Annotated in this window: 29 protein-coding genes and 1 other RNA gene; 14 read left to right on the forward strand and 16 right to left on the reverse strand. The window is 62.5% G+C overall.

The genetic code is table 11. The annotated features are described in order from the left end of the window. Positions 1-294: 294 nt before the first annotated feature. Positions 295-1,104: a DUF2092 domain-containing protein gene (locus AC070A_RS02240; protein WP_113737433.1), complete on the forward strand. Its 810-nt coding sequence runs from the start codon at positions 295-297 to the stop codon at positions 1,102-1,104. Beyond that, positions 1,101-1,313, forward strand: coding sequence for a hypothetical protein (locus AC070A_RS02245; RefSeq protein WP_113737434.1), 213 nt, complete (start codon positions 1,101-1,103; stop codon positions 1,311-1,313). The genes AC070A_RS02240 and AC070A_RS02245 overlap by 4 nt, the downstream gene beginning before the upstream one ends. A 117-nt stretch (positions 1,314-1,430) precedes the next feature. Here AC070A_RS02245 and AC070A_RS02250 read toward each other — a convergent pair whose 3' ends face one another. Beyond that, the gene (locus AC070A_RS02250) at positions 1,431-2,498 is read right to left on the reverse strand and encodes an alkene reductase (protein ID WP_113737435.1); all 1,068 of its coding nucleotides are present in this window, start codon (positions 2,496-2,498) and stop codon (positions 1,431-1,433) included. 109 nt (positions 2,499-2,607) lie between these two features. Between AC070A_RS02250 and AC070A_RS02255 the strand changes: the two genes are divergently transcribed. Next, entirely contained in the window at positions 2,608-3,486 is an 879-nt protein-coding gene (locus tag AC070A_RS02255) for a LysR family transcriptional regulator (RefSeq protein WP_113737436.1), read from the forward strand. A gap of 170 nt (positions 3,487-3,656) precedes the next feature. Then, positions 3,657-5,390 (forward strand): adenylate/guanylate cyclase domain-containing protein, encoded by a 1,734-nt coding sequence (locus tag AC070A_RS02260; protein WP_113737437.1) that lies wholly within the window; start codon positions 3,657-3,659, stop codon positions 5,388-5,390. A 48-nt stretch (positions 5,391-5,438) separates the two neighbouring features. Here AC070A_RS02260 and AC070A_RS02265 read toward each other — a convergent pair whose 3' ends face one another. Together AC070A_RS02265 and cax are read right to left on the reverse strand one after the other, a co-directional pair. After that, positions 5,439-5,807: a hypothetical protein gene (locus AC070A_RS02265; RefSeq protein ID WP_112946552.1), complete on the reverse strand. Its 369-nt coding sequence runs from the start codon at positions 5,805-5,807 to the stop codon at positions 5,439-5,441. Positions 5,808-6,217: 410 nt separating this feature from the next. Continuing rightward, positions 6,218-7,315, reverse strand: coding sequence for a calcium/proton exchanger (gene cax, locus AC070A_RS02270; RefSeq protein ID WP_057253595.1), 1,098 nt, complete (start codon positions 7,313-7,315; stop codon positions 6,218-6,220). A gap of 101 nt (positions 7,316-7,416) precedes the next feature. On the opposite strand from cax, the gene AC070A_RS02275 reads away from it, so the two are divergent. The 3 genes from AC070A_RS02275 (at position 7,417) to AC070A_RS02285 (ending at position 10,313) form a co-directional block, all read left to right on the forward strand. Then, complete coding sequence (locus AC070A_RS02275) at positions 7,417-7,551, forward strand: hypothetical protein (protein ID WP_255571041.1); 135 nt, start codon at positions 7,417-7,419, stop codon at positions 7,549-7,551. 48 nt (positions 7,552-7,599) lie between these two features. Then, entirely contained in the window at positions 7,600-9,675 is a 2,076-nt protein-coding gene (locus tag AC070A_RS02280; RefSeq protein ID WP_113398934.1) for an ATP-binding protein, read from the forward strand. Between the two features lie 236 nt (positions 9,676-9,911). After that, positions 9,912-10,313 carry a VOC family protein gene (locus tag AC070A_RS02285; RefSeq protein ID WP_057253593.1) on the forward strand — a complete coding sequence of 134 codons (402 nt, stop codon included), beginning with the start codon at positions 9,912-9,914 and terminating at the stop codon, positions 10,311-10,313. A 29-nt stretch (positions 10,314-10,342) separates the two neighbouring features. On the opposite strand, the gene AC070A_RS02290 is transcribed toward AC070A_RS02285, so the two are convergent. Continuing rightward, on the reverse strand, positions 10,343-10,630 hold the full coding sequence (locus AC070A_RS02290) for a hypothetical protein (protein WP_057253590.1): 288 nt from the start codon (positions 10,628-10,630) through the stop codon (positions 10,343-10,345). Continuing rightward, on the reverse strand, positions 10,627-11,565 hold the full coding sequence (gene miaA, locus AC070A_RS02295; RefSeq protein ID WP_057253588.1) for a tRNA (adenosine(37)-N6)-dimethylallyltransferase MiaA: 939 nt from the start codon (positions 11,563-11,565) through the stop codon (positions 10,627-10,629). Before miaA ends, AC070A_RS02290 begins: the two co-directional genes overlap by 4 nt. On the opposite strand from miaA, the gene serB reads away from it, so the two are divergent. Both serB and AC070A_RS02305 read left to right on the forward strand, forming a co-directional pair. After that, positions 11,564-12,451, forward strand: a complete 888-nt coding sequence (gene serB, locus AC070A_RS02300) for a phosphoserine phosphatase SerB (protein ID WP_057253586.1) — start codon at positions 11,564-11,566, stop codon at positions 12,449-12,451. The genes miaA and serB overlap by 2 nt on opposite strands. Then, a complete protein-coding gene (locus tag AC070A_RS02305; RefSeq protein WP_057253584.1) occupies positions 12,448-13,014 on the forward strand; it encodes a GNAT family N-acetyltransferase in 567 nt (188 codons plus the stop codon). Before serB ends, AC070A_RS02305 begins: the two co-directional genes overlap by 4 nt. An 86-nt stretch (positions 13,015-13,100) precedes the next feature. On the opposite strand, the gene AC070A_RS02310 is transcribed toward AC070A_RS02305, so the two are convergent. The 11 genes from AC070A_RS02310 to AC070A_RS02360 form a co-directional block, all read right to left on the reverse strand. Beyond that, a complete protein-coding gene (locus AC070A_RS02310) occupies positions 13,101-14,003 on the reverse strand; it encodes a LysR substrate-binding domain-containing protein (RefSeq protein ID WP_057253582.1) in 903 nt (300 codons plus the stop codon). A gap of 214 nt (positions 14,004-14,217) precedes the next feature. Next, a complete protein-coding gene (locus tag AC070A_RS02315) occupies positions 14,218-14,997 on the reverse strand; it encodes an RDD family protein (protein WP_057253580.1) in 780 nt (259 codons plus the stop codon). Positions 14,998-15,332: 335 nt separating this feature from the next. Next, on the reverse strand, positions 15,333-16,814 hold the full coding sequence (locus AC070A_RS02320; protein ID WP_113737438.1) for a DegQ family serine endoprotease: 1,482 nt from the start codon (positions 16,812-16,814) through the stop codon (positions 15,333-15,335). 350 nt (positions 16,815-17,164) lie between these two features. After that, the gene (locus tag AC070A_RS02325) at positions 17,165-17,551 is read right to left on the reverse strand and encodes an ACT domain-containing protein (RefSeq protein ID WP_057253576.1); all 387 of its coding nucleotides are present in this window, start codon (positions 17,549-17,551) and stop codon (positions 17,165-17,167) included. Between the two features lie 6 nt (positions 17,552-17,557). After that, positions 17,558-17,743, reverse strand: a complete 186-nt coding sequence (locus tag AC070A_RS02330) for a DUF2065 domain-containing protein (RefSeq protein WP_057253574.1) — start codon at positions 17,741-17,743, stop codon at positions 17,558-17,560. A 7-nt stretch (positions 17,744-17,750) separates the two neighbouring features. Then, positions 17,751-18,674 carry a protease modulator HflC gene (hflC, locus tag AC070A_RS02335; RefSeq protein WP_057253572.1) on the reverse strand — a complete coding sequence of 308 codons (924 nt, stop codon included), beginning with the start codon at positions 18,672-18,674 and terminating at the stop codon, positions 17,751-17,753. After that, positions 18,671-19,780: an FtsH protease activity modulator HflK gene (gene hflK / locus AC070A_RS02340; RefSeq protein ID WP_058321274.1), complete on the reverse strand. Its 1,110-nt coding sequence runs from the start codon at positions 19,778-19,780 to the stop codon at positions 18,671-18,673. Before hflK ends, hflC begins: the two co-directional genes overlap by 4 nt. A gap of 155 nt (positions 19,781-19,935) precedes the next feature. Beyond that, the gene (locus tag AC070A_RS02345; protein ID WP_057253568.1) at positions 19,936-20,472 is read right to left on the reverse strand and encodes a dihydrofolate reductase; all 537 of its coding nucleotides are present in this window, start codon (positions 20,470-20,472) and stop codon (positions 19,936-19,938) included. Then, positions 20,465-21,070: a glutathione S-transferase gene (locus AC070A_RS02350; RefSeq protein WP_113737447.1), complete on the reverse strand. Its 606-nt coding sequence runs from the start codon at positions 21,068-21,070 to the stop codon at positions 20,465-20,467. Before AC070A_RS02350 ends, AC070A_RS02345 begins: the two co-directional genes overlap by 8 nt. A 161-nt stretch (positions 21,071-21,231) precedes the next feature. Beyond that, positions 21,232-22,026, reverse strand: a complete 795-nt coding sequence (locus AC070A_RS02355) for a thymidylate synthase (RefSeq protein WP_113737439.1) — start codon at positions 22,024-22,026, stop codon at positions 21,232-21,234. Between the two features lie 203 nt (positions 22,027-22,229). Then, entirely contained in the window at positions 22,230-22,538 is a 309-nt protein-coding gene (locus tag AC070A_RS02360) for a DUF2853 family protein (RefSeq protein ID WP_057253564.1), read from the reverse strand. Between the two features lie 146 nt (positions 22,539-22,684). On the opposite strand from AC070A_RS02360, the gene ssrA reads away from it, so the two are divergent. From ssrA to AC070A_RS02385, 5 genes are all read left to right on the forward strand, one after another. Continuing rightward, positions 22,685-23,044, forward strand: a transfer-messenger RNA (tmRNA) gene (gene ssrA / locus AC070A_RS02365). A 132-nt stretch (positions 23,045-23,176) separates the two neighbouring features. Then, entirely contained in the window at positions 23,177-23,689 is a 513-nt protein-coding gene (locus tag AC070A_RS02370; RefSeq protein ID WP_113737440.1) for an SspB family protein, read from the forward strand. A gap of 124 nt (positions 23,690-23,813) precedes the next feature. Continuing rightward, positions 23,814-24,026 carry a DUF4169 family protein gene (locus tag AC070A_RS02375; RefSeq protein ID WP_057253560.1) on the forward strand — a complete coding sequence of 71 codons (213 nt, stop codon included), beginning with the start codon at positions 23,814-23,816 and terminating at the stop codon, positions 24,024-24,026. Positions 24,027-24,219: 193 nt separating this feature from the next. Next, positions 24,220-24,456, forward strand: a complete 237-nt coding sequence (locus tag AC070A_RS02380) for a ribbon-helix-helix domain-containing protein (RefSeq protein ID WP_057253558.1) — start codon at positions 24,220-24,222, stop codon at positions 24,454-24,456. A 288-nt stretch (positions 24,457-24,744) separates the two neighbouring features. Next, the gene (locus AC070A_RS02385; RefSeq protein WP_057253556.1) at positions 24,745-25,533 is read left to right on the forward strand and encodes a hypothetical protein; all 789 of its coding nucleotides are present in this window, start codon (positions 24,745-24,747) and stop codon (positions 25,531-25,533) included. Positions 25,534-25,601 lie beyond the last annotated feature (68 nt).

The raw sequence follows: 25,601 nt of genomic DNA on the forward strand, positions 1-25,601 counted from the left end.
GGCGGCAAGGTGCCGAAGCGGCTCATTCCGGCACCAGATCATGTCAGCCTGTCGCGTGCCGATCAGAACGCCGGCGCAGCGGCCCTGCAATCGCGTCGACACTATTTGATTAACCTGCTAGTATCCGTGACTTCCGATTGCAAGCGTACGTTTCGGCGCGAGGTATCCATCTCAATCGCGCGAGGTGGATTTCCGTGCGATCATTTGTCTGCCATTGATCGCCACCCTCGGAGCGCTCGCTGCCGGGAGGCGACCTCATGTAAGCCAAGTGCGGCATAGAGGGAGAACAATCAGATGGTGAAGCTTGTGCAGAAAGCGGTGGTGCGTTCCACCGCGACGGTGTCGGCTGCGGTATTGGCATTAATCGTTGGCATGGGAACACCTTCAGGCGCGAAGGCCGGGGATGCTGAGGCCAAGAGCCTGCTCAAGGCCATGTCCGACTATTTGGCGGCGCAGAAGACCATATCTTTTGGTTATGATACTAATCTCGAGGTTGTTACCAAGGATCACCAGAAGCTCCAACTGGCGAGTTCTGGAACGATCGATCTCACCCGGCCCGACAAGATTCGTGCGACGCGCACTGGCGGCTTCGCCAATGTCGAGATGATCTTCGACGGCAAGACTCTCACGGTTCTCGGCAAGGACGCCAATCTCTACACCGAGGTCGAGAAGACCGGCACGCTGGACCAGCTCGTCGACGAGTTGCGGGAAAAGCTCCAGAAGCCCATGCCTGGCGCCGATTTGCTTCTGTCGAATGTCTACGATGTGCTGATGACCGACGTTGTTGACGTAAAGGACCTCGGCAGCGGCGTAATCGGCGGCACCGAATGCGATCATCTGGCATTTCGCACCAAGGAGATCGATTGGCAGATCTGGATCGCTCAGGGCGAGCGCCCCTATCCCTGCCGGTATGTCATTACCAGCAATCAGCTTGACCAGGCACCGCAATACAGCGTCCAGACCAGGGACTGGAAGACCGGCAGTGAGGTTGCTGCAGACGATTTCGGCTTCAAGAACGAGACCAACGCAAAGAAGGTCGATCCGAAGGAACTCATCGATATTGATGAACTGCCCGGCCATCTGGCCATAGGAGGCGGCCAATGACCGTGTCAAAGAAATTGAGAATTGTGCTGCTCGCCGGCATCGTCGGCTTTCCAGGACTGCAAGCGGCGGAGCGCATTCCAGCGTTGAGTTCGTACAGTTTCGTCTCGACAGCCGAGGCCAGGGTCGGGCGTCCACTTACGCCGGTCAGCGTGGCCGGAGCGGCGCGGCGCACCGTGCGCCGCTGCGCAGTTGGCGTCTACTACTGCTAAATCGCAGCCGAGAAGCTCAATGCGCTCCTATGGTCGGGTGATCAAGACGTGCAGCTACTGCATGTTTCCTTTAATCGTAGCCGGTTAAAGGACAAAAACATGCAGTAGGCTCCCGCTTCAGGCGGTAGCGGCGAGCGCCGGATAGTCGACGTAACCCTTCGCGGTGCCGCCGAAATAGGTCATGCGGTCAGCATCGTTCATAGGCGCGTCGGCCTTCAGCCGGTGAACGAAATCCGGATTGGCCAGCACCATCTGGCCATAAGCCTCCAGATCGGCGAGCCCCGATGTCAGATCGGAACCGATCTCGTCGCGTCCGCGGCCGGGCCTGTTCAGGATCAAGGGCTGCGTCCAGAGCTTGCGGATCGAGGCGAGCAATGGCTCGTCGCCCGCATGCATGATGTGCAGATAGGCAAGGCCCAGCCTGTCGAGTTCGGCAACCAGATAACGATAAAGATCAGGCCCTTCGGCGCCCTCGTCGATGCCCCACATCGCAAGGCCGGGAGAAAGCCGGATGGCGGTGCGGTCCGCGCCGATCTCCTCGGCGATGGCCGCGGCTACCTCGATCGCAAACCGCGCCCGGTTCTCGATTGATCCGCCATATTCGTCGGTGCGAGTGTTGGCGCTCGGCGCCAGGAACTGATGGACCAGATAGGCGTTGGCGCCATGGATCTCGACGCCATCGGCACCGGCCTCTACCGCGCGACGGGCCGCATGGCGGAAGTCGGCAACGGTCCGGCGCACTTCCTCTGACGTCAGCGCCCGCGGCGTCGGGATGTCCTGCATGCCCGTTGCCGTAAACATGCCACTTCCCGGCGCAATCGCCGACGGCGCAACGCCCTGGCGATGATGCGGCGTGTTGTCGGGGTGCGACATGCGCCCGGCATGCATGAGCTGGACGAAGATATGACCGCCCCTCTCGTGCACGGCAGCAGTAATCTTCCTCCAGCCGGCGACATGCGCATCGGTGTAGATGCCGGGCGTGGTGAGATAGCCCTGGCCATCGTCCGAAGGCTGGGTGCCCTCGGTCACGATCAGGCCGACGCTGGCGCGCTGGGCGTAATATTCGGCGGCAAGCGCGCCGGGCGTACCATCGAGTTCGGCGCGGTTGCGGGTCATGGGCGCCATGGCCAACCGGTTGGCAAGCGTGTAGCGACCGATGCGGACAGGGTTGAATAGCGTGCTCATCAGGATCTCCTTCGAGGCTCGTCCTTAAGTTGGAGTCCTTGTCCACTATTCCGCTTCCGGGATAAATATAGCCATATTGAATTTACTGTTCCATTGATGGAGCAATACGATGACCCATTTGAACGACATGGCACTGTTCGTCGAAGTGGCGAAAGCCAGAAGCTTTCGCAAAGCCGCCGAAATCGTCGGCATGCCCAACTCCACCCTGTCGCGGCGGATCAGCGAGCTGGAGAAGGCGATCGGGCTGCGGTTGCTTCACCGCACGACGCGAAAGATCGAGCTCACCGAAGCGGGCCAACTCTATTTCGAGCGCAGCAAGCGCATCGTCGACGAAGCGCGCCTGGCCCACGAACAGCTCGGCGCCATGCTGGAGCAGCCGAGCGGCCTCCTGCGCGTGTCGATGCCGGTCGATTTCGCAACCATCTACATGACGCCGCTGATCGCGGAATTCGCCCGGCGCTATCCCGGCATTACCTTCGACTTCGACCTGACGCCGCGGCGCGTCGATCTGGTGGCGGAGCCCTTCGACGTGGTGATCCGTGCCGGCGAATTGCAGGATTCACGCCTGATCGCGCGGCTGCTCGGCCGCCACGCACGCTATCTCTACGCTTCCCCTGCCTATCTGGCGGCGTCTGGGGAGCCACAGGATCCGGCAGATCTGGCCCGCCACGACTGCATCTCCATGCCGAGGGCAACGGACTGGACGCTGCATGATGGCAGCAACCACAAGATCGAGGTTTCGGTCGGCGGCCGCTTCACGGTCAACAATGTCGGCATGATGCGCGCACTTGCCGTCAACAGTCAGGGCATCGCCTTGCTGGCCGAACGCATCGCCGGTGACGATTTCGCCGAGGGCCGGTTGAAGCGTGTGCTGCCCGCCTGGGAAGGCACCTCCGTCGCAATCCACGCCATCACCGAAACACGGCTGCTGCCGGCCAAGACCCAACGCTTCATCGAGTTTCTGCAGGAACAGATGGGACGCAGCTAGAGTAAGTCGCGCAGAAGTAGGCAGCGGTTTTGCGAAACGACATTCGAAAAAAAATCGAAAAAACGCAAGGAGCGAATCTGAAAGATCGCAACGCGCTTTGACCGCGAAGGCCTTCATCTTCCGGCCCTAGTGAGAACACGCTAAAATATAGACAGCATGCGGAGAGCGGGATGGCAAACGGGCGCGTCGAGCGGCGACTTGCGGTCATCATGGCCACCGACATTGTCGGCTACTCCCGTCTGACGGAGGCCGACGAAATTCGCACGCTCGGCACTATGAAGCGGCTGCAGACGTCCATCCTTGCTCCCAGCATCGCCGCCTGCGGCGGGCGGATCGTCAAGCTGATGGGTGACGGCACGCTGGTCGTCTTCGACTCCGCCGTCAACGCGGTGGATTGCGCCCTATCGCTGCAGGAGGCGCTCGCTTCCGATCAGCTGGAGCAGCCTCCCGACGACCGCATCCTCGTCAGGATCGGCATCAATCTCGCCGACGTCGTCATTGAAGGAGACGATCTCCTTGGCGACGGCGTCAACGTCGCCGCGCGCCTGCAGGCCTCGGCGTCCCCCGGTGGCATATGCATCGCCGATGTCGTCCATCGGCAACTCAGCGCCAAGAACCGATCGGCCTTCCTCGACGGCGGCGAGATCGCGCTGAAGAACATCACGCGCCCCATCCGCGTCTGGCACTGGACGGACGCACCGACAATGGGGCCGGCGGCCTCGCAAGCCTGCGCGCACACGTCGATCGCGGTCCTGCCGTTCGAGAACCTCGGCGGCGCGACGGAGCAGACCTTCTTCAGCGACGGCATCAGCGAGGACGTCATCGGCGGGCTCGCGCGGTTCCGCTCGCTTTCCGTCACATCAGCCAGTTCATCCTTCAGCTTCCGCGATCGAAATGTCGATAGAAGGGAGATCGGCCGCCGGCTCGGCGTCACCTACCTCGTCGAGGGCAGCGTCCGCCGCGCCGGCGAGCGGATCCGCGTCACCGCGCAGCTGGTCGAGGCAGCGAGCGGCGCACACCTCTGGTCGGAGCATTACGACCGAAACCTGACGGATATTTTCGCGGTGCAGGACGAGGTGACCCGGACGATCGTCTCCACCCTCGTCGGGCAGATCGAGAGCGCCGGCATGCGGCAGGCGCTCCGCAAGCCGCCGACGAGCCTTGCGGCCTATGAATTCTACCTGCGTGGGCTCGCGCATATTCGCGGCTACGAGCCGGAAGACAACCGGCAGGCATGCGCCATGTTCCAGGCGGCCGTCGACCGCGACCCGCATTTTGCCTTGGCTTACGCCCATCTGGCACTCGCGACCACCGCCGCGCAAGGCTACGCCAATGCCCCGCAGGACGTTCTCGACAGTGCCCTGGCCATGGCGCGCAAGGCGGTCTCGCTCGACGAGACCGAAGGCGGTTGCCAGCGGCTGCTGGCGCTCATTCACGTCAATCGCCGCGAATTCGAGTTGGCCGAACGGCACTATCGGCGCGCCTATCTGCTGAACCCCAATGATGCCAGTACGCTGGTGCAGATGGGAGGCCTCTTTGCGCGACGCGGCAAGCTTGATGAAGCAATGGAGTGGATCAACGAAGGCTTCCGGTTGAACCCATTTCCGCCGCCCTGGTATAGCGCTGCACTCGGCAACGCCCTTTATATCCTCGGCCGCTATGAAGAGGCGGCCGCGGCGCTCAAGGAGTTGCCCAATCCCGGCCCCTTCACGCTCGCGCGCCTTGTCGCCTGCCATGCGCAGGCCGGCAGCAGCGCCGCCGCCGAGGAGACGAAGGCCCGCCTTCTGCAGGTGCGCCCGGACTTCTCCACGGAAGACTTCATCCGGCGCGGCCTCCTGCTTGAGCTGGACGAACACCGCGACCTGTTCCGCCAGGGCCTGCTGAAGGCAGGACTGCCGGCGTGACGCAATCGGCTGGCCCGATCATGGAACCGTTTCGCACCGGAATTGGTTTCAGAACCGCGAAAAGCCCGTGAGCGGCGGCATGATGAAACCGCGCCCATCACCGATGAAGGGCGCAAGCCCCTTGGCCACCGCCTCGCTCGGATTGCCGTAAACTTCGAGCCGCTCCACCGTGCAATGGGCAGACACATCCTGGATTTGCGCGTCGGACATCTGCCAGTGCCGGAGCACGTCCTGCGAATTACGATAGAGCTGTATGCTCACCGCCTGCATCGCCTTCTCGTCGATGAAGGTCTGCACCATCAGCTGCGGTGCGTGCCTTTCAACAAATGCGATTGCGCCCAGCACCGCCTCGCGGAACGGATCGAGATGGCCGGGGGTGATCCTCATCAGGTTTCGAAAAAGCAATTGCTCGGTCATGCCCGTCCTCCATGTCGCTTTTCGCTTGGCTTCCCGGGCCGGGCTGCAACCGGGAATGACGCTCCGACGCGTTGTCATGGAAGGGTTTGTAGGAGCTCAACTATAGTTGAGGTCAAGCCTGATAAAACGACAAAGTTTTAGGGGCGAACGCTGTTCGTGCACCCCGCATTAACACTTGCCGTGGAAGATTCGCATTGCTGCATGATGCAGCTTCAAACCAAGGGCAATGATATGCTTGACCTCCCTGTGTTGATGCCGCTCGTCATCAGCTTTGCTGCGATCTACCTGTTCTTCCGCTGGGTCGTATTCGACATGAACTCCCCCAAATAGCCGGCAGCCGCGCGCCACCTCGATCCCCGCCATCCCGCCCGAAGATCCCTTGATATCGTCGACCAGACGGAAGCCGCGTCTCACGGCTGTTGTGGTGGCAGCAGGAACAGGGTCATGCCGAAGATCACGTAGACCGTCAGCGCCAGCACGCCCATGTACCAGGCAGAACGGCCGGCATTCGACAGCAGCGTCGCCGCCATCGTCGCGACCAGCATCATCACGATGGCCCCCGGCCAGAACTGCAGGTCCATCGGCTGCGGCCCGAGCACATAGCTCAAGAGCACCAGCAGCGGCGCGACAAAGAGAGCGATCTGCACCGCGCTGCCGAGCGCGATGCCGACGCTCAGGTCGAGCCGGTCCTTGCGCGCGGCGGAAAAGGCGGTCGCCATCTCGGCGGCGGCCCCGACCAGCGCCACGACGACGAAGCCGACGAAGGCCGGCGTCATGCCAAGCTCTTCCGCCGCCACCTGCACCGAGCCGACGAAAACTTCGCTGACGAGCGCTACCAGCACCGTCACCGCCAAAAGCACGCCGATACCGGTCGCCAGCGGCCAATGCGCCTCCTCTCCGCCATGCCCGGAGCCGGCGGAAATGAAAAGTTCGCGATGGGTCCTGAGCGAAAACAGCATCCAGAGCCCGTAGACGACGATCAGGACAACAGACAGGCCGGCGCTCAATTGCTGGGTGAAGGGCGTTTGCGGCTGTCCGTCGGCTGCGCCGATGAGCGACGGCACGAGAACCGCGACCGTCGCCATGAACAGAAGACTCGCCAGGAAGCGCGCATTCACCCGGTTGAACTCCTGCAGGTGATAGCGCAGTCCGCCGAAGAGGAACGAGCCTCCGAGCATGAAGAGCGTATTGGTGACGATGGCGCCGGCGATCGAGGCCTTGACCAGCAGGTACTGACCGGCGGCGAGCGCCATCAGCGCGATGACGAGTTCCGTCAGGTTGCCGAGCGTCGCATTGAGGAGCGCGCCGATCGTATCGCCGGTTCGTGCCGCGACGGACTCCGTCGCCTGGCTGAGCAGGGCCGCAAGCGGCACAATGGCAGCCACCGAAAGGAGGAAGAGCAAAGTGTGTGCCCCTGGCCAGATGTGCTCTCCCGCGATCGCCAGGGGGACGAAAACGAGAAGCCAGAGAATGGGTGTCCGGCGCACGTAATCAAATGCACTGCCCATGGCCGCCTCCCCACGCCAACCCGCAAGCCTAACCGGATGCCATCTCCGGCTGGATGCTGTTGGTCAGGGCATAGGATTATTCTGCTTCAGGCAAAGGCGCATTGACTTTTATCAAGTCGACACCCGCCACCGCCCTACCCGTCGACCAGCCGCGCCACGAGATCGCCGAGCAGGCGCTGCCGACCGTGCTGATCGGCGTCGCTTCGGCCGGCGTCCTGCGCCACATCCTGGGCTGAGCGTCGCGCAAAATCCGCGAAACCACTTGTTAAATCCCCCCGGCTAACATGAGCGATCGTGATGCCGGGGTTTTTGCGTTGCTGAACAATGATCTTCATTCCTCAATCCGCGCGGGAGAGCAGGATCGCCGTGACGGCCTGAAGCCCGGCAACCGGTTCCTGGGGCGTGTCGTCGCGTGCAGCGGCGCGCGCGCCACCATCGCTGCCGTCGCCGAAAACGGCGAAACGTCGCTGACCGAACTCTGGTCGGTCGGGCGGCTGATCTCGATCTCCGTCGGCAGAAACCGCGTCGTGGCGCTGGTTTATTCCATGCAGACCGCCTCTGCCGAATGGGGCGAGGAAGCCAACAACACCTTCCGCATCGAAGTCGAGCTGATGGGCGAGGTCCACAAGGGGGCCGATGGGCGCGAGGCGTTTTCCGCCGGCATCAGCCAATATCCCTATCTCGGCGCCATCGTGCACCGCATTCGCGCGGCCGACCTTGCCCGCATCTACGATTCCGGCCGCAACGACAGCTGCATCATCGGCAAGCTCACTCAGGATGAGAGCCTCGACGCGACGATCCACGTTCCCTCGATGCTCGCCAAGCACTTCGCCATCGTCGGCACGACCGGTGTCGGCAAATCGACCGCGGTCACGCTGCTCCTCAACAAGGCGATCGCCTCGGATCCGAAGCTGCGCGTGCTGATCCTCGACCCGCACAACGAGTTCGCCGCCGCCTTCCCGGAGCTTGCGGTCGTCATCGACACCGACACGCTCGACCTGCCCTTCTGGTTCTTCCGCCTCGAGGAATTCGCCGAGGTGATCTTCCGCGGCCGCCCGGCGCCGCCGGACGAGCTCGACATGCTGCGCGACATCATTCCGGAAGCGAAGAAGGCTTTCCGGGGTGGCGAATCCGGCCTCATGCGGCGCCAGACCGAGAAAAGCTCGATCACCGCGGATACGCCGGTGCCCTACCGCATAGCAGACCTCTTGGCGCTGATCGACGAGCGCATCGGTCGGCTCGAGGGGCGCAACGACAAGCCGCATCTGCGCTCGCTGAAGGTCAAGATCGTCTCGGCGATCAACGATCCGCGCTACCATTTCATGTTCTCCTCGAACACCATCACCGACACGATCCAGGACACAATCGCCAAGATTTTCCGCATTCCCGGCGATGGAAAGCCGATCGCCACCTTCGAACTTGCCGGCATTCCCTCGGAAGTCGTCAATTCCGTCGCTTCGGTGCTCTGCCGCATGGCTTTCGAAATCGGCCTGTGGAGCAATGGCGGCATTCACATGCTTGTCGTCTGCGAAGAGGCGCACCGCTACGTGCCGGCCGATCCCTCGCTCGGCTTCCTGCCGACCCGCCAGGCGATTGCCCGCATCGCCAAGGAGGGCCGCAAATACGGCGTCTCGCTCGGCGTCATCACCCAGCGCCCCGGCGAGCTCGACCCGACGATCCTTTCCCAGTGCTCGACGGTCTTTGCCATGCGGCTTGCCAACGACCGCGACCAGGAGATCATCCGTTCGGCCATCCCGAACTCCTCGACCTCGACCACCAGCTTCATCTCCTCGATCGGCAACGGCGAAGCGATCGCCTTCGGCGAGGCCGTCGCGGTGCCGATGCGCATGCGTTTCAACCGGATTGCCGAAGAGCGCCTGCCGCGCGCCCACGGCATCGTCGACCGGATCGACGAAGACGCACCTCCGACTGTCGACCTGCGCTCGATCGTCAGCCGCATGCGGGCGATCAACGGGCCGGATATTTCCGGCTTCCAGCAGAGCTACATCGCGGCGACGACCGGCAGCGAAGAGCAGCGCTGGGACAGCGAACTCGGCGCCACATCCGCAAGCGAGGCGGAGCATGGCTTCGCCGACGAGGCCCTCTCTGCCGAGCCCTACCGCCCGGACATGCTTCCACGCAGCACCATTTCCCCCAATCCCGAGCTGGAGCGCTTCAACCAGATCCGCCAACAGCTTCTGAACGAAAAGCCCGCGGCCGAGCAGCCCGCGCCTCGCTTCGCGGCGCCGCCGCCCACAGCACACGATTCGCCGCCCACCGCGGGCGATCGACCGCGCGAAGGGTCGCTCCGGGAAAGCCTGCTGAAGCGGCCGCTCGGCAGCATCATCCGCAAGACCTAGCGCAAATTCCCGTCGCTCCTTGCGCGACCCCTGGCCTTGCCAGGGAAATTGGGCCTCCGATAGAATACGGATCATAATTGTCTCGTGATCCGGGCGCTCATCCAAAGGTGCGGTCGCAAGGCTTCTGGAATGCCACGGAACCTTTGCAGCGCCCCGTCGTTGGTCTGCGCAATCCTGTAGCGCGAACAGACAGCGGATCTTCAAGCACTCAACGAAAACGAAGTCAGGAGGCCGCCATGGTCGCAAGCGTAACCCCTTTCTTGATGTTCCAGGATGGCGTCGCGGAGGCAGCCATGGCCTTCTACATCTCGCTGTTCCCGAATGCCGAGGTGCTGGAGATCGAGCACTATGGCCCGGGCGAGCAGGGTCCTGAAGGCAGCATCAAGGTTGCGCTCTTCCGGCTCGGCGCACAGAGGGTCAAGTGCATCGACAGCCCGGTCAAACACGCCTTCGATTTTACCCCCTCCTTCTCCTTCTTCGTCGAATGCCAGAGCGAGGACGAGATCATCACGCTCGCAACCATGCTGGCCGAGGACGGTGCCGTGCTGATGCCGCTCGACAATTACGGTTTCAGCCAGCGCTTCAGTTGGGTCAACGACCGCTTCGGCGTTTCCTGGCAGCTGAATTTGGCGGCCTGAGCGCAACTCTGCCGAGCGAGACTGACGTGTCAGCCCCTCAAATCGGCATAGTCCCACGATGCCTCAAGCCGGAGACGGGCCTCTTTGACGACGTCGGCGTAGTCTGCCCGAAAAGGTGCGACCAGTTGCTTTTCCAGATCCGCAAGCAACCCGTGCAGCACAGCGCATTCAGCGGTGCTTTCGAAGCACTCCGCGGCCGGCGTGGGAGCATCATTCTCCTCGCACCAACGGGAAAGAAGGTCGAAAAATACGAGGGCTTCATCGGGAGAAAGGCGGATTTCCGCGCTGTCGGGAAGTGATTTCTGCTCGTTTTTCATGGTCGGGAGTTGGCCCCTCCGCTCGACAACACGGCCTCGGCGCGCTCGATCCGCCGCCAGCTCTCGTCGAGCTGATTGCGGAACCAGGTCATCTGGCGCTTGGCATATTGCCGCGTTGCCGCAGCACCCATCTCGATCACCTCGGCCTCGTCGAGTTCGCCCCTCAAGAGTGCCGCAATCTGGCTGACGCCGATCGCCTTCATGAGGGGCATTTCCGGCGGCAGGTCGAGCGAAAGCAGCGTCCGCACTTCGTCGATCGCGCCGCCCGAAAGCATCAACTCGAAACGGCGATTGATGCGGTCGTGCAGGAGCTTTCGCTCCGGCAGCACCACGTATTTCTCCGCCCGGTCCGGATCGACGATCATGGGGCCGTTCTGCTTTTGGAAGAAGCGGATCGGCTTGCCGGTCGCCTCCACCACTTCGAGCGCCCGGACGATCCGCTGGCCGTCGCCGACGTTCAAGGTCGCCGCCGTCTCCGGGTCCTTGGCCTCGAGCACGCGATGCAGGGCTTCGGGCCCTTCCGCCTTCAGCCGTTCGCGCAGCCGCTCGCGGATCGCGGCCGGGATTTCGGGCATGTCTGAGAGACCGCCGGTCAGCGCCTTGAAATAGAGCCCGGTGCCGCCGACGAAGACCGGCATCCGCACCTCCTGCTTGAGCCGCGCGACCAGCGCCTGCGCCTCACGCACCCAGGCGCCGGTGGAATAGGCTGCGGCGGCCGGCACATGGCCATAGAGACAGTGCTCCACGCCGCCCATATCCGCTTCGTCGGGCCGCGCCGTCAGCAATCGCAGCGTGTCATAGACCTGCATGCTGTCGGCATTGACGACCACGCCGCCGTGCCGGCGCGCCAGTTCGACCGCAAGCGCAGACTTGCCGCTGGCGGTCGGCCCGGTTATCAGGATCGCGTCGCTCTCGGTTTCAAGGTTATTGTCCATGGCTCTCGTTGCCACGCTTATCGCCAATCCGTCAAATCCTGTTCTGACGCCAGCACTCGCGGAAACCGCCGCCGATGCCGTCAAGGCGTCCGGCCTCTATTGGCTGGCCGATGGCGTCGCCTGCGATATCGCGCTCGCCGACGGCACCGACCCGGATGCGGCCGAAACCCTGCTGCGCGATGCAATCGGCGGCGCGCCGATCGATGTCGCCGTGCAGGACGCCGAGAGCCGCCGCAAGCGGCTTTTGATCGCCGACATGGATTCGACAATGATCGGCCAGGAATGTATCGACGAACTGGCCGCCGAAGTCGGCCTCAAGGACAAGGTGGCGGCCATCACCGCCCGCGCCATGAACGGCGAGATCGCCTTCGAGCCGGCGCTGATCGAGCGCGTCGCGCTTTTGAAGGGCCTGCCACTCAGCGTCGTCGACGAGGTGATCGCCAAACGCATCACTCTGACGCCGGGTGGACGCACCCTGATCGCGACGATGAAGAGCAAGGGGCATTACACCGCGCTCGTCTCCGGCGGCTTCACCGTCTTCACCGGACCGATCGCCGAGATGCTCGGCTTCGACGAGAACCGCGCCAACACGCTGATCGCCGAAGATGGCGTGCTGACCGGCGAGGTCGCCTCCCCCATCCTCGGCAAGCAGGCCAAGGTCGATGCCCTCATCGACATCGCCGGCCGCCTCGGCATCTCGACGGACGAAGCGCTTGCCGTCGGCGATGGTGCCAACGATCTCGGCATGATCCAGCTTGCCGGCACCGGCGTGGCGCTGCATGCCAAGCCCGTGGTCGCCGAACAGGCCAAGGTGCGCATCGACCACGGCGACCTGACCGCCCTTCTCTATCTCCAGGGCTATCGCAAGACGGATTTCGTCGGATGATCATCACCGAGACCGAGCGGCTGCGCATTCGGGCCTGGAAGGAAAGCGACCGCGATCTCTTCTTCGCCATCAACAGCGACCCCAAGGTCATGGAATTCTTCCCCTTCCGCCGCAACCGAGCGGAAGCCGACGCGCTCTTCGATCGTGTCGGTCGCGGCATCGCCGAGACCGGTCTGGGCTTCTTCGCGATAGCGCTGAAGGCCGACGACCGGCCGCTCGGCTTCTGCGGCCTCGCCTTGACCGACCTGGAGCCGCACCTGCCCAAGGGAACGGTCGAGATCGGCTGGCGACTGGCGCCGTCCTATTGGGGCAAGGGCTTTGTCACGGAAGCCGCCTGCGAGCTCCTGCGCTACGCCTTCGAGGAAAAGGGGCTCGACGAGGTCGTCTCCTTCGCGATCGCCGCCAACAGCCGCTCGACGGCGGTCATGCAACGGCTCGGCATGCACCGCGACGCCTCCCGCGACTTCGACCACCCCCGCGTCCCCGCCGACCAGCCGGCACTCGTGCGCCACGTGCTCTACGCCATCAGCGCCGCCGAGTGGCGGAAGCGGAACGCGAAGTAGCCAGGCCTTCTTTCGACAGGATTGCCCCTCACTATCCTGCCGGACAGAGAGGGGCCGATCACAACACTCTTGACTCTTGGCGCGCCTCACCTCTCCCGCCCGGCGCCCGGGTAGCTCCGCTCGATCCATTCAACAAACGCCTTCGCCGCATCCGACAGTGCATCGAAGCGCCGCGCCACGAGAAAGAACGCGCCATAGGGCACAGATACCTCGAAAGGCTGGATCAACCGCCCGGCGATCACATCATCGCGCGCATGGTCGCGGTCGATCAGCCCTGCGCCGCTGCCACGGAGCGTCGCCTGCAGCACCATCGAACCATCGGCAAAGATGGCGCCGCGCTCGAGCTTCACCGGCGCGGCACCGGCGGTCGTGAACCATTGTTCCCAGAGAAGCCGGTTGTCCTCATGCAGAAGCGCGTGCTGCAGCAGGTCGTCGGGGCGATCGAGCGGCTGCCCGGCGCCGGCGAGCGCCGGCGCGATCACCGGGATCATCTCGACTTTCGCGAGCGGTCGCGCCTCCACCCGCGGCCATGAAACGGCGGTCAAGCTGTGGCGGATGGCGATGTCGGCGTCGCCACTGCGAAACTCGGCGAGCCGGGATTCCGCATCGATCACCAGGTCGATCTCCGGGTGCGCCTCCTGAAACTCCTGCAGATGCGGCACCAGCCAGCACCCGGCAAAGGAAGGCTCGGCGCTGACCTTCAGCGTGTGCGAGAGCCGCCGCCCCGAAAGCATATCGAGGCTCTCTCCGACCATGTCGAATGCCGACGTCAGCACGCCAAGCAGCACGCGGCCATCGGCCGTCAGCCGGACGCTGCGATGATGACGCTCAAACAGCGGTCGGCCGATCAGATCCTCGAGCTCGCGCACCTGACGGCTGATCGCCGCCTGCGAAACGAAAAGCTCGGCGGCGGCCAGCGTGAAGCTCTCCAGCCGTCCCGCCGCCTCGAAACTCCGCAGCGCCGTCAGGGGCAATCGTCCGCGCTTCATGCATAACCTCAAGTTATCCGAAGCCGACAGTAAACTCGTTTGAGGGACAGGGGCAAGTGCGGTGAAATAAAGGTCAGAAAGGAGGTGCGGCCATGCTCGCGATCATCGACATCCTGTTCGAAGCCCTGCGGCGGATGACCTTCCAGCCGGCCCGCAGGAAGTCCTGCATGCACCCTCGAGCGGCAGAGCGTGGCGACTGTTAGTCTGCGGCGCTTCAACTCCGCACCCAGACCGAGGTTCCGGCAGCACGATCGTAAACGGGGTCCCGCTTTCGGATGACACTCACGGTAATCCAAGCAAACCATCCGACGAATATGAGCCCTGCGAGAATATTGGCGCCGACGAAGAAAGGGTGGGTGAGCAGAACAAACGGGTCCCAGGCCCCACGTGCCACAGCGAGTTCAAATCCCAACGTCACCAGCATGCCGGGAACGACCGCAGCAAACATCACGGCGTAACGCAGCAAAGCCGAACGGACAGGTACGCCAACGGCGAAGGCATCCCGATGGCTCGCCGTTCTGATAGAAAGCAACTGCTTACCGAGCGTCGCGCCGCGGCGGCTTTCCAGCACCACGAGATACGCCAGGAATACGATAATGCCGAAGAAATCGACGGGCCAGACGTCGCGTTGTTTCCCGTCTGCTCCCAGATAATAGGTTTGCGAAATCCGGGTCGTGGTCCCAGCTTCAACGGTAATCTTGCTGACCGTCAAAGTTCTTTTCAGGTCGAACCCAGCCAACGTAACCCGGCATTCAACGACGCTATTGTAATCGGCTGGTGGCGGTGGCGTAGGCGCTATCGGAAGATCACCGATATCTTCGCAAACCGTACTATGGAAACCAAAACTGGCCTGCACGGCTCCGCCGGTTAGCATGAACAGAACGACGACCACAGCCTGCATCGGCAGGGCGACAAGCATAAAGTCTATGAGGAATGCTATGGCTCGTCGCCAGAAGCCTGCGCGCGATACGACATTCTCAACGCTGTACGTCATCAGATTCCCCCGGCGAAATGGGATCTGTTCGACCCCAGTTCGCTAGGTGTAAAGACAACCTTGCGGGGAAATCAATACCTGCCCTACCCGCGCCAGCCGCTCGTCGCCACAATCGCATCCAACTCCGAAAGAAACGCGGACAACCGCACGCCCTTTTCTGGTCGCGGACGCAGGATGAGGGGCGGCAGCAAACCACTGAAGAGATCTGAATCAAAAACTGAACAGGTGGATTCTATCTTCAAGCCTGTCCGCCGATCGCACTGAAAAGACTCGACAATCGGCGGCATGACCGCAGCAAAACACGCGGCGGCGGCTGGCCATCGTGGCGGGCTCGCCTACTCCACCCGCACCGTGACGAAGCGCAGTTCGCCGGTCTTGCTGGAGAGCATCAGGAGCGCGTTGCGGCGGCCGTTCGACTTCAGCTCCTCGACGCGATCGGCAACGTCGCCGGGCGTATCCATCGCCTCCTGGCCGACCTCGACGATCACGTCGCCTGGCTCGACACGGCGTTCCGCCGCCGCCGAATTCGGCGAGACCTCGGTGATGACAACGCCGTCCACGTCTTCGGCAATGCCGTATTTCTTCCGCGTCTCCTCGTTCAGCGTCGCAAGCTTCATGCCGAGCACGACATCGGTCGCGGGCAGCGGGGCTGCTTCGGGCTTGTCCGGCTTTTGCGTCTCGTCGTTGGTTGTCGCCGCCGGCGCGGCAGCGACCTCATCGCCATCTTCGAGGCGACCGAGCGTCACCTTGACCGTCTGCTCCTTGCCGTCACGGACGACCACCACGTCGACCGCCTTGCCGACAGGGCTTTCGGCAACGGCACGCGGCAGATCGCGCATCTCCGTGACGTCACGGCCGTCGAACTTGACGATGACGTCGCCGGCCTTGATCTCGCCATGGGCAATCGGCCCGCCCTCGATGATGCCGGAGACGAGCGCGCCATGCGGCGTCGCCATCTTCAGGCTCTCGGCGATATCGTCGGTCACCGGCTGGATACGGACGCCGAGCCAGCCGCGCCGGGTCTCACCGAAATCCTTGAGCTGCAGCACGACGTTGGCGGCAAGCTCCGTCGGTACCGAGAAGCCGATGCCGATCGAGCCACCCGACGGCGAGATGATCGCGGTGTTGATGCCGATCACTTCGCCGGCCATGTTGAAGAGCGGCCCGCCGGAGTTGCCGCGGTTGATCGCCGCGTCCGTCTGGATGAAGTTGTCGTAGGGACCGGCATTGATGTTGCGGCCGCGCGCCGAGATGATGCCGACGGAAACCGAGCCGCCGAGGCCGAACGGATTGCCGATCGCCATCACCCAGTCACCGATGCGCATCTTGCGGGAATCGCCGAAAGGCACCGCCTTCAGCGGCGTCTTCGGCTCCACCTTCAAGACCGCGAGATCGGTCTTGGTGTCCTTGCCGACGAGCTTGGCCTTGAGCTTGCTGCCATTGGCAAAGTTGATCTCGATATCGTCGGCGCCTTCGATCACGTGGTTGTTGGTAACGATGAAGCCTGAGGGGTCGATGACGAAGCCGGAGCCGAGCGAATCAACGGTGCGCTGACGGTTGCCGCCCTGGCCACCCTGCCCTTTGAAGAACTCGTCGAAATAGGGCTGGTAGGGCGAGCCCTCCGGCACCTGCGGTGCCGGCGCATCGTCATCGTTCTTGACCTTTTGCGAGGTCGCGATGTTGACGACCGCGTCCAGCAGCCCGGCGGCGAGATCGGCAACGGAAGCGGGACCGTTGGTCGGCGGGCGAATGGCCGTGTTCTGGGCGAGCGCCGTGCTGCTGAAGGCAAGCGCGCTTGTCAGCGCCAGAACGCCCAAGGTGGCGCCAAGCGAGTGAGCTCGGAATTTCGTTCGCGTGGACAAGTCGCTTAAGCTCCTCTGGCTGTTCGATGGTCGACCGCTTCTCTTGGCCGCCACCTCTCCTGCCTACGGCGCCGAGCGCCATAGCACTTTGATTCTTCGCACAATTTTGCGTCGACCGGAACCGGCAAGAGCGCCTATGCGGTAGGAACCGTCGACGCAATCCGCAAACCGCGCGACTTTCGATTTTCACCTGAAGATAAGGCGGAATTCGGAAGCGTCCACACACGATTTCCTGATCCCCGCGCAGAGGACTGCGAAAGGCTGGAGGGTACCGGCTGCGTCTTCTTGGAAGGAGGCGCGACGTGTCAGGTCGTCAGGTCGTGCCCGTGGTCTTTCAGGGCCTGCACGGCCTTGTCGAGATCGGAACCGGCGACGAAGACATAGTCGGTGCTGAAGGTCGAATTGGCGAAGACGCCGACGCCGGCGGCCGAAAGCGGCCTGAGCACGGACGAGAGCACGCCGGGAACGTCAAAGGCAAAGTGCTGTTCGACGCGGAAGCAGCGCCAGCCGAGCGAGCTCTGGACGCTGGAAGGCACGCGGGCGGCTCGGCAGACCAGCGTCATCTCCTCGCGGGAGCTCGACACCGTCCAGAAGCCCGGCCCCGGCAACCATTCCGGTATGCTGGAGCCGATAGTGAGGCGGGTGATCGCGTATTCGGCATCGACCAGCCGGATCAGCAGTTTATGTGGCATTTCGCATTATCCTCGAAGCAACCATACAAGTCCGACCCCGGCAGCCACGGAAAAGAGCCCCGCCAGTCGAAGCTGATGTTCGGGGACATACGGCAAACGCTTCGCCATTTCCACCAAAACCAAAGGGGCCAGTGCGTACACCAGCCCCTCGATGATCAGGAAGAAAGCGATTCCCGTCAGGAAATCTGACATCGTCCGCTTAGTTCCCGGTGGTTGCTGGCGGCGCCGCGGCAGCCGGTGCAGTGCCTTCGGAGTCGTTGAAGTAACGGAAGAATTCCGAATGCGGCGAAAGCACAAGCGTCGTGTCCGGGCTACCGATCGACTGGGTATAGGCCGCCATCGAGCGGTAGAATTCGAAGAACTTCGGATCGCGCGCAAAGGCGTCGGCAAAGGTCCTCGTCCGTTCGGCTTCGCCCTCACCGCGCAGAATTTCCGAATCGCGCTGCGCCTCGGCGACGATCTCGACGACCTGACGGTCGGCGATGGCGCGACGACGCTGGCCGGCTTCGTTACCGCGGGCGCGGATCAGTTCGGCTTCGGCCAGGCGCTCGGCCTTCATGCGGTCGAAGGTCTGCTGCGAGACTTCCTGCGTCAGGTCGGTGCGACGGATGCGAACGTCCTCGATGTTGAGGCCGAGCGATTCGGCATCGGTTTTGAGGTCGGCGCGAACTTCGCGCATCATCGATGCACGCTCGTCCGACAGTGCCGCTTCGAAGCCACGCAGACCGTAGACGCGGCGCAGCGATGCGTCGAGACGGGTGCGCAGACGTGCCTCGGCCGAATCGCGGTCGCCCGAAACGGTTTCGCGGAAGCGGCGGGGATCGGCGATCTTGTAGACGACGAAGGCATCGACTTCATAGAACTTGCCGCCCGAGACCTGGACGCGGATGTTGTCGAGGTCGAAGCGCAGCGCCTGGTCTTCGACATATTGCACGCGGTCGGCATCCATGAAGGCGAAGGGCAGCTTGAAGTAGAGGCCCGGCTCGGCCTTGACGTCCTGGATCTGACCGAAGCGGACGACGATCGCCTGCTGGCGTTCGTTGACCACGAAGATCGACGAATAGAGACCGACGAAGACGACGGCGAGCAGGATCAGGATGACTGAGGTACGATTGTTGATCACTGTGCTGCTCCCGCTGCTGCTGCTGCACCCGACTGGGCAGGCCGGCCAATTTCATTCAGCGGCAGATAGGGCAGAACGCCCTGCCCGTTCTTCTCGTCGATGATGACCTTCTTCGACTTGCCGAGAACGCCCTGCATCGTTTCGAGATAGAGACGTTTGCGGGTGACTTCGGGCGCCTTGGAATATTCGTCATAGACCGAGATAAAGCGTTGCGCCTCACCCTGTGATTCCTTGACGACGCGGTCCTTGTAGGCGGCCGCCTCTTCACGGATCTGCGCGCCCTGACCGCGGGCCTTGCCGAGCACCTGGTTGGCGTACTGGTTGGCTTCTTCGACGAAGCGGTCTTCGTCCTGTTCGGCACGCTGCACTTCGTCGAAGGCGTCGGCCACTTCGCGCGGCGGCGCCGCATCCTCGATCGCGACGGTGTTGACGGAGACGCCGGCACCATAGGTGTCCATCGTCGCCTGGATCGTGCTCTTCACGTCGGCGGCGATTGCCTGACGGTTGTCGCGGAAGATGTCCTGGGCCGGACGGCGGCCGACGACTTCGCGCATGGCGCTTTCTGCGACCCGCTGCAGCGTGTCGGACGGGTTCTCGACGTTGAACAGATAGGCCTTCGGGTCGGTGACCGAGTAGAGCACCGAGAACTGCACGTTGACGATGTTCTGGTCGCCGGAGAGCATCAGACCCGAATTGGACTGACCACCAGTGCGCCCGCCAATGTTTTGCTGCTGCTCCGTCACCTTGACGATCTCGACCGTTTCGAGCGGCCAGAAGTGATAGTGCAGGCCCGGCATCGAAATTTCTTCCTTCGGCTTGCCGAAGCGCATTTCGACGCCGCGCTCGTCTGGCTGCACCGTGTAGATCGAATTGATCAGGATGAAGCCGACGATCAGCAGGCCGACGATGGCGAAGACACCGCCGTTGAAACCGCCGGGAACGACATTCTTAAGCTGGTCCTGACCACGGCGAATGATCTCTTCCAGATCCGGCGGGCCACCCTTGCCGCCACGCGGCCGATTGGGCCCCTGGCCCCATGGGCCCTGATTGCCGCCGCCGCCGCCGCCCCATGGGCCGCCGCCGCCATTCTGATTGCTCCAGGGCATCAAAACCTCTCTATTGACACTTCCCACGCCAAACGGCCGCGCCACCGCGCGGTCGTTTACGATGTGAAACCGTTATAGGTATCACCCGCACCGCTTTCAACGCGATAGGCCCGAGTTCACCGTAAATGGTTCAAAATAGTTGACGATCCGGCGCGTCAGGCTGTCGCACGCCGCTTCCAGGTAACGAAATGCATGGCGTGACTGTCCTTTTCGCCCTGCGGCAGGTCTTCTTCGAACACCTTCTCGAACACTTGCGCGTCGATATCAGGAAAGCGCGTGTCACCATCGACCTCGGCCTGGACCTCGGTCACGTGCAGGATATCCGCCATGCCGATCGACTGGCGATAGATCTCGCCGCCGCCGATAACGCAGATCTCATCGACGCCCGCCGCCTGAGCCTCGCGGTTCGCGACCGCGATCGCGGCATCGAGCGATGGCACGACATCAGCGCCTTCGGCGACAAAATCCGTGTTGCGGGTGATGACGATATTGGCTCGGCCAGGTAGCGGACGGTTCAGCGAAGCCCAGGTCTTGCGCCCCATGATCACCGGCTTGCCGATCGTCAGCGCCTTGAAGCGCTTGAGGTCAGTCGAAAGCCGCCAGGGCAGATCGCCGTCTCGCCCGATGACGCCGTTGGCGGCAACGGCGACGACGATCGATATCTTCGGATGGATGCTCTTCGTTTCAGTCATGGAACCCGTTCGGTTTGCTGTCGATTTCCCTTGCCCGGTCGTAGGCCGCCCGGTCCGTCACCACGCGGATGTAGCGGTCGACCACCGTGCTTTCCGGCAGGATCTTGCGCATCCATTGCAGCGCGCTTGCGAGCAGCAGGTCGGCCGCACTCATCGTTTCGCCGAGCAGATAGGTCCGGCGGGTGAGCACGTCGATCACATGAGCGCACATTTCGTTGTAGAGCCGCGCCTGCGCCGGATTGTTGATGGTCGCACCGGAGATATGGGCGAGCGCCGTCGGCTCGATCACCCCGGCATAATAGGCGAGCCAGGAGAGATAGGCGCCGCGCTCCTTGTGACCGGGCGGCCGACCGAGGCTGCAATCGGGATGGAGGTCGGTCAGGTATTGCACGACCGCCGCCGATTCCCAGATCACTGCGCCGTTGTGAATGAGCGCCGGCACCTGCTTGTGCGGATGCGGATTGTTATCGTCCGGCGCGCCGGAGCCATCCCAGCGGCGGATCGAGACGTAGCTGATCTCGTATTCGGCACCCAGTTCCTCAAGCAGCCAGACGATGCGCGACGACCGCGACAGGGGCGCATGGATCAGTGTGAGCATCATACCTCCCTTGAGGGCCAGCCCTCCCCGGCCACTCTCCGCTGCAGCCCTCGCCAATCGGCTCCATGGCCACGCCCGTATTGTCATGCATGGCAGCGAGGCCCACCCGCACACGCCGGGTCGTCGCTGGCGCGCAGGCGGGTCCGCCCCGCCCAGGTGCCTTAGACCGCGATCGGCGCCTTGATCGTTGAATCAGCTTCGTAGCCGACGAGCGTAAAGTCTTCGAAGCAGAAAGAAAACAGGTCCTTCACGTCAGGATTGATTTCCATCCGCGGCAACGCCTTCGGCGTGCGGGTCAGCTGCAGCCGGGCCTGTTCGAAATGGTTGTGGTAGATATGCGCATCGCCGAGCGTGTGCACGAAATCGCCGAGCTTCAGGCCGGTCACCTGCGCCACCATCATCGTCAAAAGCGCGTAGGACGCGATGTTGAACGGCACGCCGAGGAAGATGTCGGCGGAGCGCTGATAGAGCTGGCAGGAGAGCTTGCCGTCCGCCACGTAGAACTGGAACAGGCAGTGGCATGGCGGCAGCGCCATCTCGTCTACCAGTGCCGGGTTCCAGGCCGAAACGATGTGGCGGCGCGAGTTCGGGTTGGTCTTGAGGCTCTCGACGAGGCCTTCGATCTGGTCGATGTGACGCCCATCCGGCGCGGGCCAGGAGCGCCACTGATAACCGTAGACCGGGCCGAGATCGCCGTTTTCGTCGGCCCATTCGTTCCAGATGGTGACGCCGTTTTCCTTGAGGTAGCGAACGTTGGTATCGCCCTTCAGGAACCAGAGCAGTTCATGGATGATCGAGCGCAGATGCAGCTTCTTTGTCGTCAGCACCGGGAAACCTTCGGCGAGGTCGAAGCGCATCTGGTGGCCGAAGACCGAGCGCGTGCCCGTACCCGTCCGGTCGCCCCGGTCGGTTCCGTTGGTCATCACATGGTCGAGAAGGTCGAGATATTGCTGCATGGTCTGGCGCCGCCGATTCGTATTGCCCTGAATTTAGGACGAAGCCGGCGGCGAACCAATGACCTCCGGGCGATTATCCCGGATAATTCGGCTGCCTTAGAGCGGGATGAGGAAAAGTGCACGCGCTTTTCCTCATCCCGCTCTAACTATGAGAGGCGATCACGTTTATGGTTTTGGGTCAATCGACCCAAAACCATCGTGATCTACAGCGCTTGCAGCTTCCCGAGGTTCTTCGCCACCAGGTAATAGAAGGTAACGCGCGACTTGGAGCGATCGGCAGACATCTCCTTGACCGTGGCGGCGATCGCCGTATCCGCATCGCCGCCGCTGATGCCGAGCTTCTTCTCGCACCATTTCTCCTTGACCCGCTCGAGCTCCTTCGGATCGGTCGCCGACACGAGCGAAGAATCCTTGTTGCGAAGCGCAATCCCAAGGTGACGCACGATCTTGTTCACGATCGCCTCGTCGGCGCCGCTGTCGTATTTCTGCACATCTGCGAGGTAGTCCGTCATGAGGCCTCCAGGTTGCTTTGTTTCTCGAAACTGCGGCCGGACAATGCCTGCCGCATGCAGCAGCGGGAGTTTTTCATGGATGCCGGTCAAGTCAAGGCGGTTCGGGGCCGGCACAGTCCGGGACAAAGTCATATATCCGACACATCCCCCTTTTCTTGGAGACAGGAAAGACCTATATGAACGGTGCCGTCTTCGGGCGGCTATGGCAATAAACGGGCGATGAAATAAACCCATTGGACCCGGGGGCGGTACCCGGCGCCTCCACCAAAAACCGATCTCCTGAGGATCGGCTTTTGATGGGGGCGAAATAGGATCGACAAGGGCGTAAAGATCGACTTTTTGCTCGGCATTGTACCACCGTTATCGGGCTAAACTTATAGTTGCAAACGACAACTATGCTGAAGCACGTCTCGCTGCTTAATCGCGGTGCGACACTTCAAATCAAGTCCTTCCGGGTAGCACCGTAAGGCGGGGTCCGAAGGCACCTGGCAACAGAAGCCTTCACCTTCTCCCCCGCCTCGAAATGGTCTATAGATGCTCAAATAATTGACTCGTCCCTTGTGGATGGGCAATGAAGCGTGACGGCGGCTAGCCGGCAGCAAGCAGTAAGATTGAGTTCGAGGAAAGACGGGACACTCATGGGCCAGGACCACATCCGCTACGACATTCTGGCACAGGACGCGCTCCGCAGCGTCATCCGCAAGGTCCTGACCGAAGTCGCCACGACAGGCCATCTGCCCGGCGAACACCACTTCTTCATCACCTTCCTGACCGGCGCGCCGGGCGTGCGCATCTCGCAGCACCTCAAGGCGAAGTATCCCGAGCAGATGACCATCGTCGTCCAGCACCAGTTCTGGGAACTGAAGGTCACTGACGTCGGCTTCGAGATCGGGCTTTCCTTCTCCGACACGCCGGAACGCCTGGTGATCCCGTTCAACGCCATCCGCGGCTTCTACGACCCCTCGGTCAATTTCGAGCTGGAGTTCGATGTCGCCGCCGGCGAGGAAGAGGAAGTGGAATCGGCCGAAATCACCGCCTATCCGGTCCCGGAAGAAAACGGCGAAGTCACGGCCAAGGAAGACAAGCCTACCGAACCGAAGAACGGCGGCGGCTCCGTCGTTTCGCTCGATTCCTTCCGCAAGAAGAACTGATCACCACCGGCTGCAAGCCGCCTCCAGTCGCAGCCGATTGGGCGGCCAGGATCATGCAGCCACGCGAAGTGCTACAGCGGCCTTTGCGCGTTGAGGACGCGCAGCGCTGAAGGAGCATCGGATCATGACCGGCGACGTCGTCAATCTGCGCCAGTTCCGCAAGCGCCAGCAGCGCACGGAAAAGGAAAAACAGGCCGAACAGAACCGCATCTCCTTCGGCCGCACCAAGGCTGAAAAATCCCTGACAAAGGCGCTGAACGACAAGGCGGAGACCCGCCTTGACCAGGGCCGCATCGAGCGGCCGGCCAAGGACGAAGGCGGCGACAGCAAGGACTGAGCCGCCCTTCCCGAAGAAAAGGCTTCCGGAGCAAGGACTTGCGACCGCTTTTCGAATCGAATTGCCAAGCAGTTGAATCGATCCCGCAGCCCGCGTGCGGCAACTTTCCGCCGCAGCACGCTCCAACTTATTACAATCGATCCCGTTTACGGGGCGATCCGCCCCAAAGTCATTTTGATCCAGAGACCGGACAATGATCCGTAAGCACTCCGCGACCCTGCACGGCCACCGCACCAGCTTCTCGCTCGAAGACGCGTTCTGGCAGGAACTGAAGGCGATCGCCGAGACAAGGGCGATGCCGCTCGCGCAACTCATCGCCGAAATCGACGACCAGCGCACGCCCGATAGCAACCTTTCCTCGGCGCTACGGGTCTACGTGCTGGAATGGCTGAAATCGAAACTTGCGCTGCCGTCGCCTGACGCGAACTGACGCGCAACCCATTGCGCCAACAACAAGAAATCACCTACAGCGCCGCGCGTCTTATCAGACGCGCGGCGCTGTAGCACTTTGATTTGCTGCATGTCTTTGTCCTTAAATCGAGGTCGATTCAAGGAGACATGCAGTTCGCCACTGTGTGGCCCTTGCAACAGCAGCACCGGTTTTGCCCGCATCCGCTCCCGTTCGCCGCCGAATTCGGTTGTTTTCGCAGCAACTTATATAAAGATGTGCGTATCGAGGGTGGCAAGTCTGAGTCGCCACCACTGCGGGAGGCGTATCATGAGAATCTCTACGCGTATCGGCCTTACGGCCTGCTTGAGCTTGGTGTCCTGCCTTTCGGCCAATGCGGCCGATATCACGCCGCTGATGGCGCCGACGGCGCCGGTGGAAGAAACCGAGAGCGGCTGGCAGTTTACCGTCGCCCCCTATTTCTGGATCGCAGGCATTTCCGGCGACACGGCGCAATTCGGTCTTCCCACCGTCCATATCGACTCTGACTTCGGCGACATCTGGGACAATCTGGATTTTGCGGCCATGGGCATAATTGAAGCCCGCAAGGACCGCTTCAGCATCTTCTCCGACTTGATCTATTCCAAGCTTTCCGGCGACGGTAAGGCGCGTGGCATCTTCACCGACACGGTGGACGTGAAGTCCGAAACCTTCGCCGGCCTCTTCGCCGTCGGCTATACGGTGTTCGAGGATCAGCAATCGCACCTTGACGTTGTCGGCGGCGCCAAGGTCTGGTCGGTCGATACCACCATCTCCTTCCAGGGCGGGCCGCTCGACGGCGTCAGCCGTGAAGACGGCGAAACCTGGGTCGACGGCATGGTGGGCTTGCGGGGAGCCTACTACATGACGCCGGAAATCTACCTGACCGGCTGGGGGATCGTCGGTGCTGGCGGCGCCGATATCGATTGGGATGTAGGGCTCGGCCTCGGCTACCGCTTCAGCGACACCATCTCGGCTGTCGCCGGCTATCGTGCGGTCGGCGTCGATTACGACAACGACGGCTTCATCTTCGATACGGTGCAGCAGGGCCCGATCCTCGGCGTTTCCATACGCTTCTGAGCATTCGCATGGGAAAGAACCCGGTTGCCATGCAACCGGGTTTAAGAGGTGGTGACCCAACCGTCACG

The organism is Ensifer sp. GW101-20A05 (assembly GCF_059424735.1).

Bases quoted from the DNA above. Each gene is read 5' to 3' on its own strand.
- AC070A_RS02310 (WP_057253582.1), bottom strand. From the start codon at position 14,003: ATGAAGCGCGGACGATTGCCCCTGACGGCGCTGCGGAGTTTCGAGGCG.
- serB (WP_057253586.1), top strand. From the start codon at position 11,564: ATGGCTCTCGTTGCCACGCTTATCGCCAATCCGTCAAATCCTGTTCTG.
- AC070A_RS02325 (WP_057253576.1), bottom strand. From the start codon at position 17,551: ATGCCACATAAACTGCTGATCCGGCTGGTCGATGCCGAATACGCGATC.
- AC070A_RS02245 (WP_113737434.1), top strand. From the start codon at position 1,101: ATGACCGTGTCAAAGAAATTGAGAATTGTGCTGCTCGCCGGCATCGTC.
- AC070A_RS02355 (WP_113737439.1), bottom strand. From the start codon at position 22,026: ATGCAGCAATATCTCGACCTTCTCGACCATGTGATGACCAACGGAACC.
- AC070A_RS02315 (WP_057253580.1), bottom strand. From the start codon at position 14,997: ATGACGTACAGCGTTGAGAATGTCGTATCGCGCGCAGGCTTCTGGCGA.
- AC070A_RS02370 (WP_113737440.1), top strand. From the start codon at position 23,177: ATGGGCCAGGACCACATCCGCTACGACATTCTGGCACAGGACGCGCTC.
- AC070A_RS02375 (WP_057253560.1), top strand. From the start codon at position 23,814: ATGACCGGCGACGTCGTCAATCTGCGCCAGTTCCGCAAGCGCCAGCAG.
- AC070A_RS02285 (WP_057253593.1), top strand. From the start codon at position 9,912: ATGGTCGCAAGCGTAACCCCTTTCTTGATGTTCCAGGATGGCGTCGCG.
- hflK (WP_058321274.1), bottom strand. From the start codon at position 19,780: ATGCCCTGGAGCAATCAGAATGGCGGCGGCGGCCCATGGGGCGGCGGC.
- AC070A_RS02265 (WP_112946552.1), bottom strand. From the start codon at position 5,807: ATGACCGAGCAATTGCTTTTTCGAAACCTGATGAGGATCACCCCCGGC.
- AC070A_RS02260 (WP_113737437.1), top strand. From the start codon at position 3,657: ATGGCAAACGGGCGCGTCGAGCGGCGACTTGCGGTCATCATGGCCACC.
- AC070A_RS02290 (WP_057253590.1), bottom strand. From the start codon at position 10,630: ATGAAAAACGAGCAGAAATCACTTCCCGACAGCGCGGAAATCCGCCTT.
- AC070A_RS02280 (WP_113398934.1), top strand. From the start codon at position 7,600: ATGAGCGATCGTGATGCCGGGGTTTTTGCGTTGCTGAACAATGATCTT.
- AC070A_RS02345 (WP_057253568.1), bottom strand. From the start codon at position 20,472: ATGACTGAAACGAAGAGCATCCATCCGAAGATATCGATCGTCGTCGCC.
- AC070A_RS02350 (WP_113737447.1), bottom strand. From the start codon at position 21,070: ATGCTCACACTGATCCATGCGCCCCTGTCGCGGTCGTCGCGCATCGTC.
- AC070A_RS02240 (WP_113737433.1), top strand. From the start codon at position 295: ATGGTGAAGCTTGTGCAGAAAGCGGTGGTGCGTTCCACCGCGACGGTG.
- miaA (WP_057253588.1), bottom strand. From the start codon at position 11,565: ATGGACAATAACCTTGAAACCGAGAGCGACGCGATCCTGATAACCGGG.
- AC070A_RS02380 (WP_057253558.1), top strand. From the start codon at position 24,220: ATGATCCGTAAGCACTCCGCGACCCTGCACGGCCACCGCACCAGCTTC.
- AC070A_RS02385 (WP_057253556.1), top strand. From the start codon at position 24,745: ATGAGAATCTCTACGCGTATCGGCCTTACGGCCTGCTTGAGCTTGGTG.
- cax (WP_057253595.1), bottom strand. From the start codon at position 7,315: ATGGGCAGTGCATTTGATTACGTGCGCCGGACACCCATTCTCTGGCTT.
- AC070A_RS02330 (WP_057253574.1), bottom strand. From the start codon at position 17,743: ATGTCAGATTTCCTGACGGGAATCGCTTTCTTCCTGATCATCGAGGGG.
- AC070A_RS02255 (WP_113737436.1), top strand. From the start codon at position 2,608: ATGACCCATTTGAACGACATGGCACTGTTCGTCGAAGTGGCGAAAGCC.
- AC070A_RS02250 (WP_113737435.1), bottom strand. From the start codon at position 2,498: ATGAGCACGCTATTCAACCCTGTCCGCATCGGTCGCTACACGCTTGCC.
- AC070A_RS02305 (WP_057253584.1), top strand. From the start codon at position 12,448: ATGATCATCACCGAGACCGAGCGGCTGCGCATTCGGGCCTGGAAGGAA.
- AC070A_RS02360 (WP_057253564.1), bottom strand. From the start codon at position 22,538: ATGACGGACTACCTCGCAGATGTGCAGAAATACGACAGCGGCGCCGAC.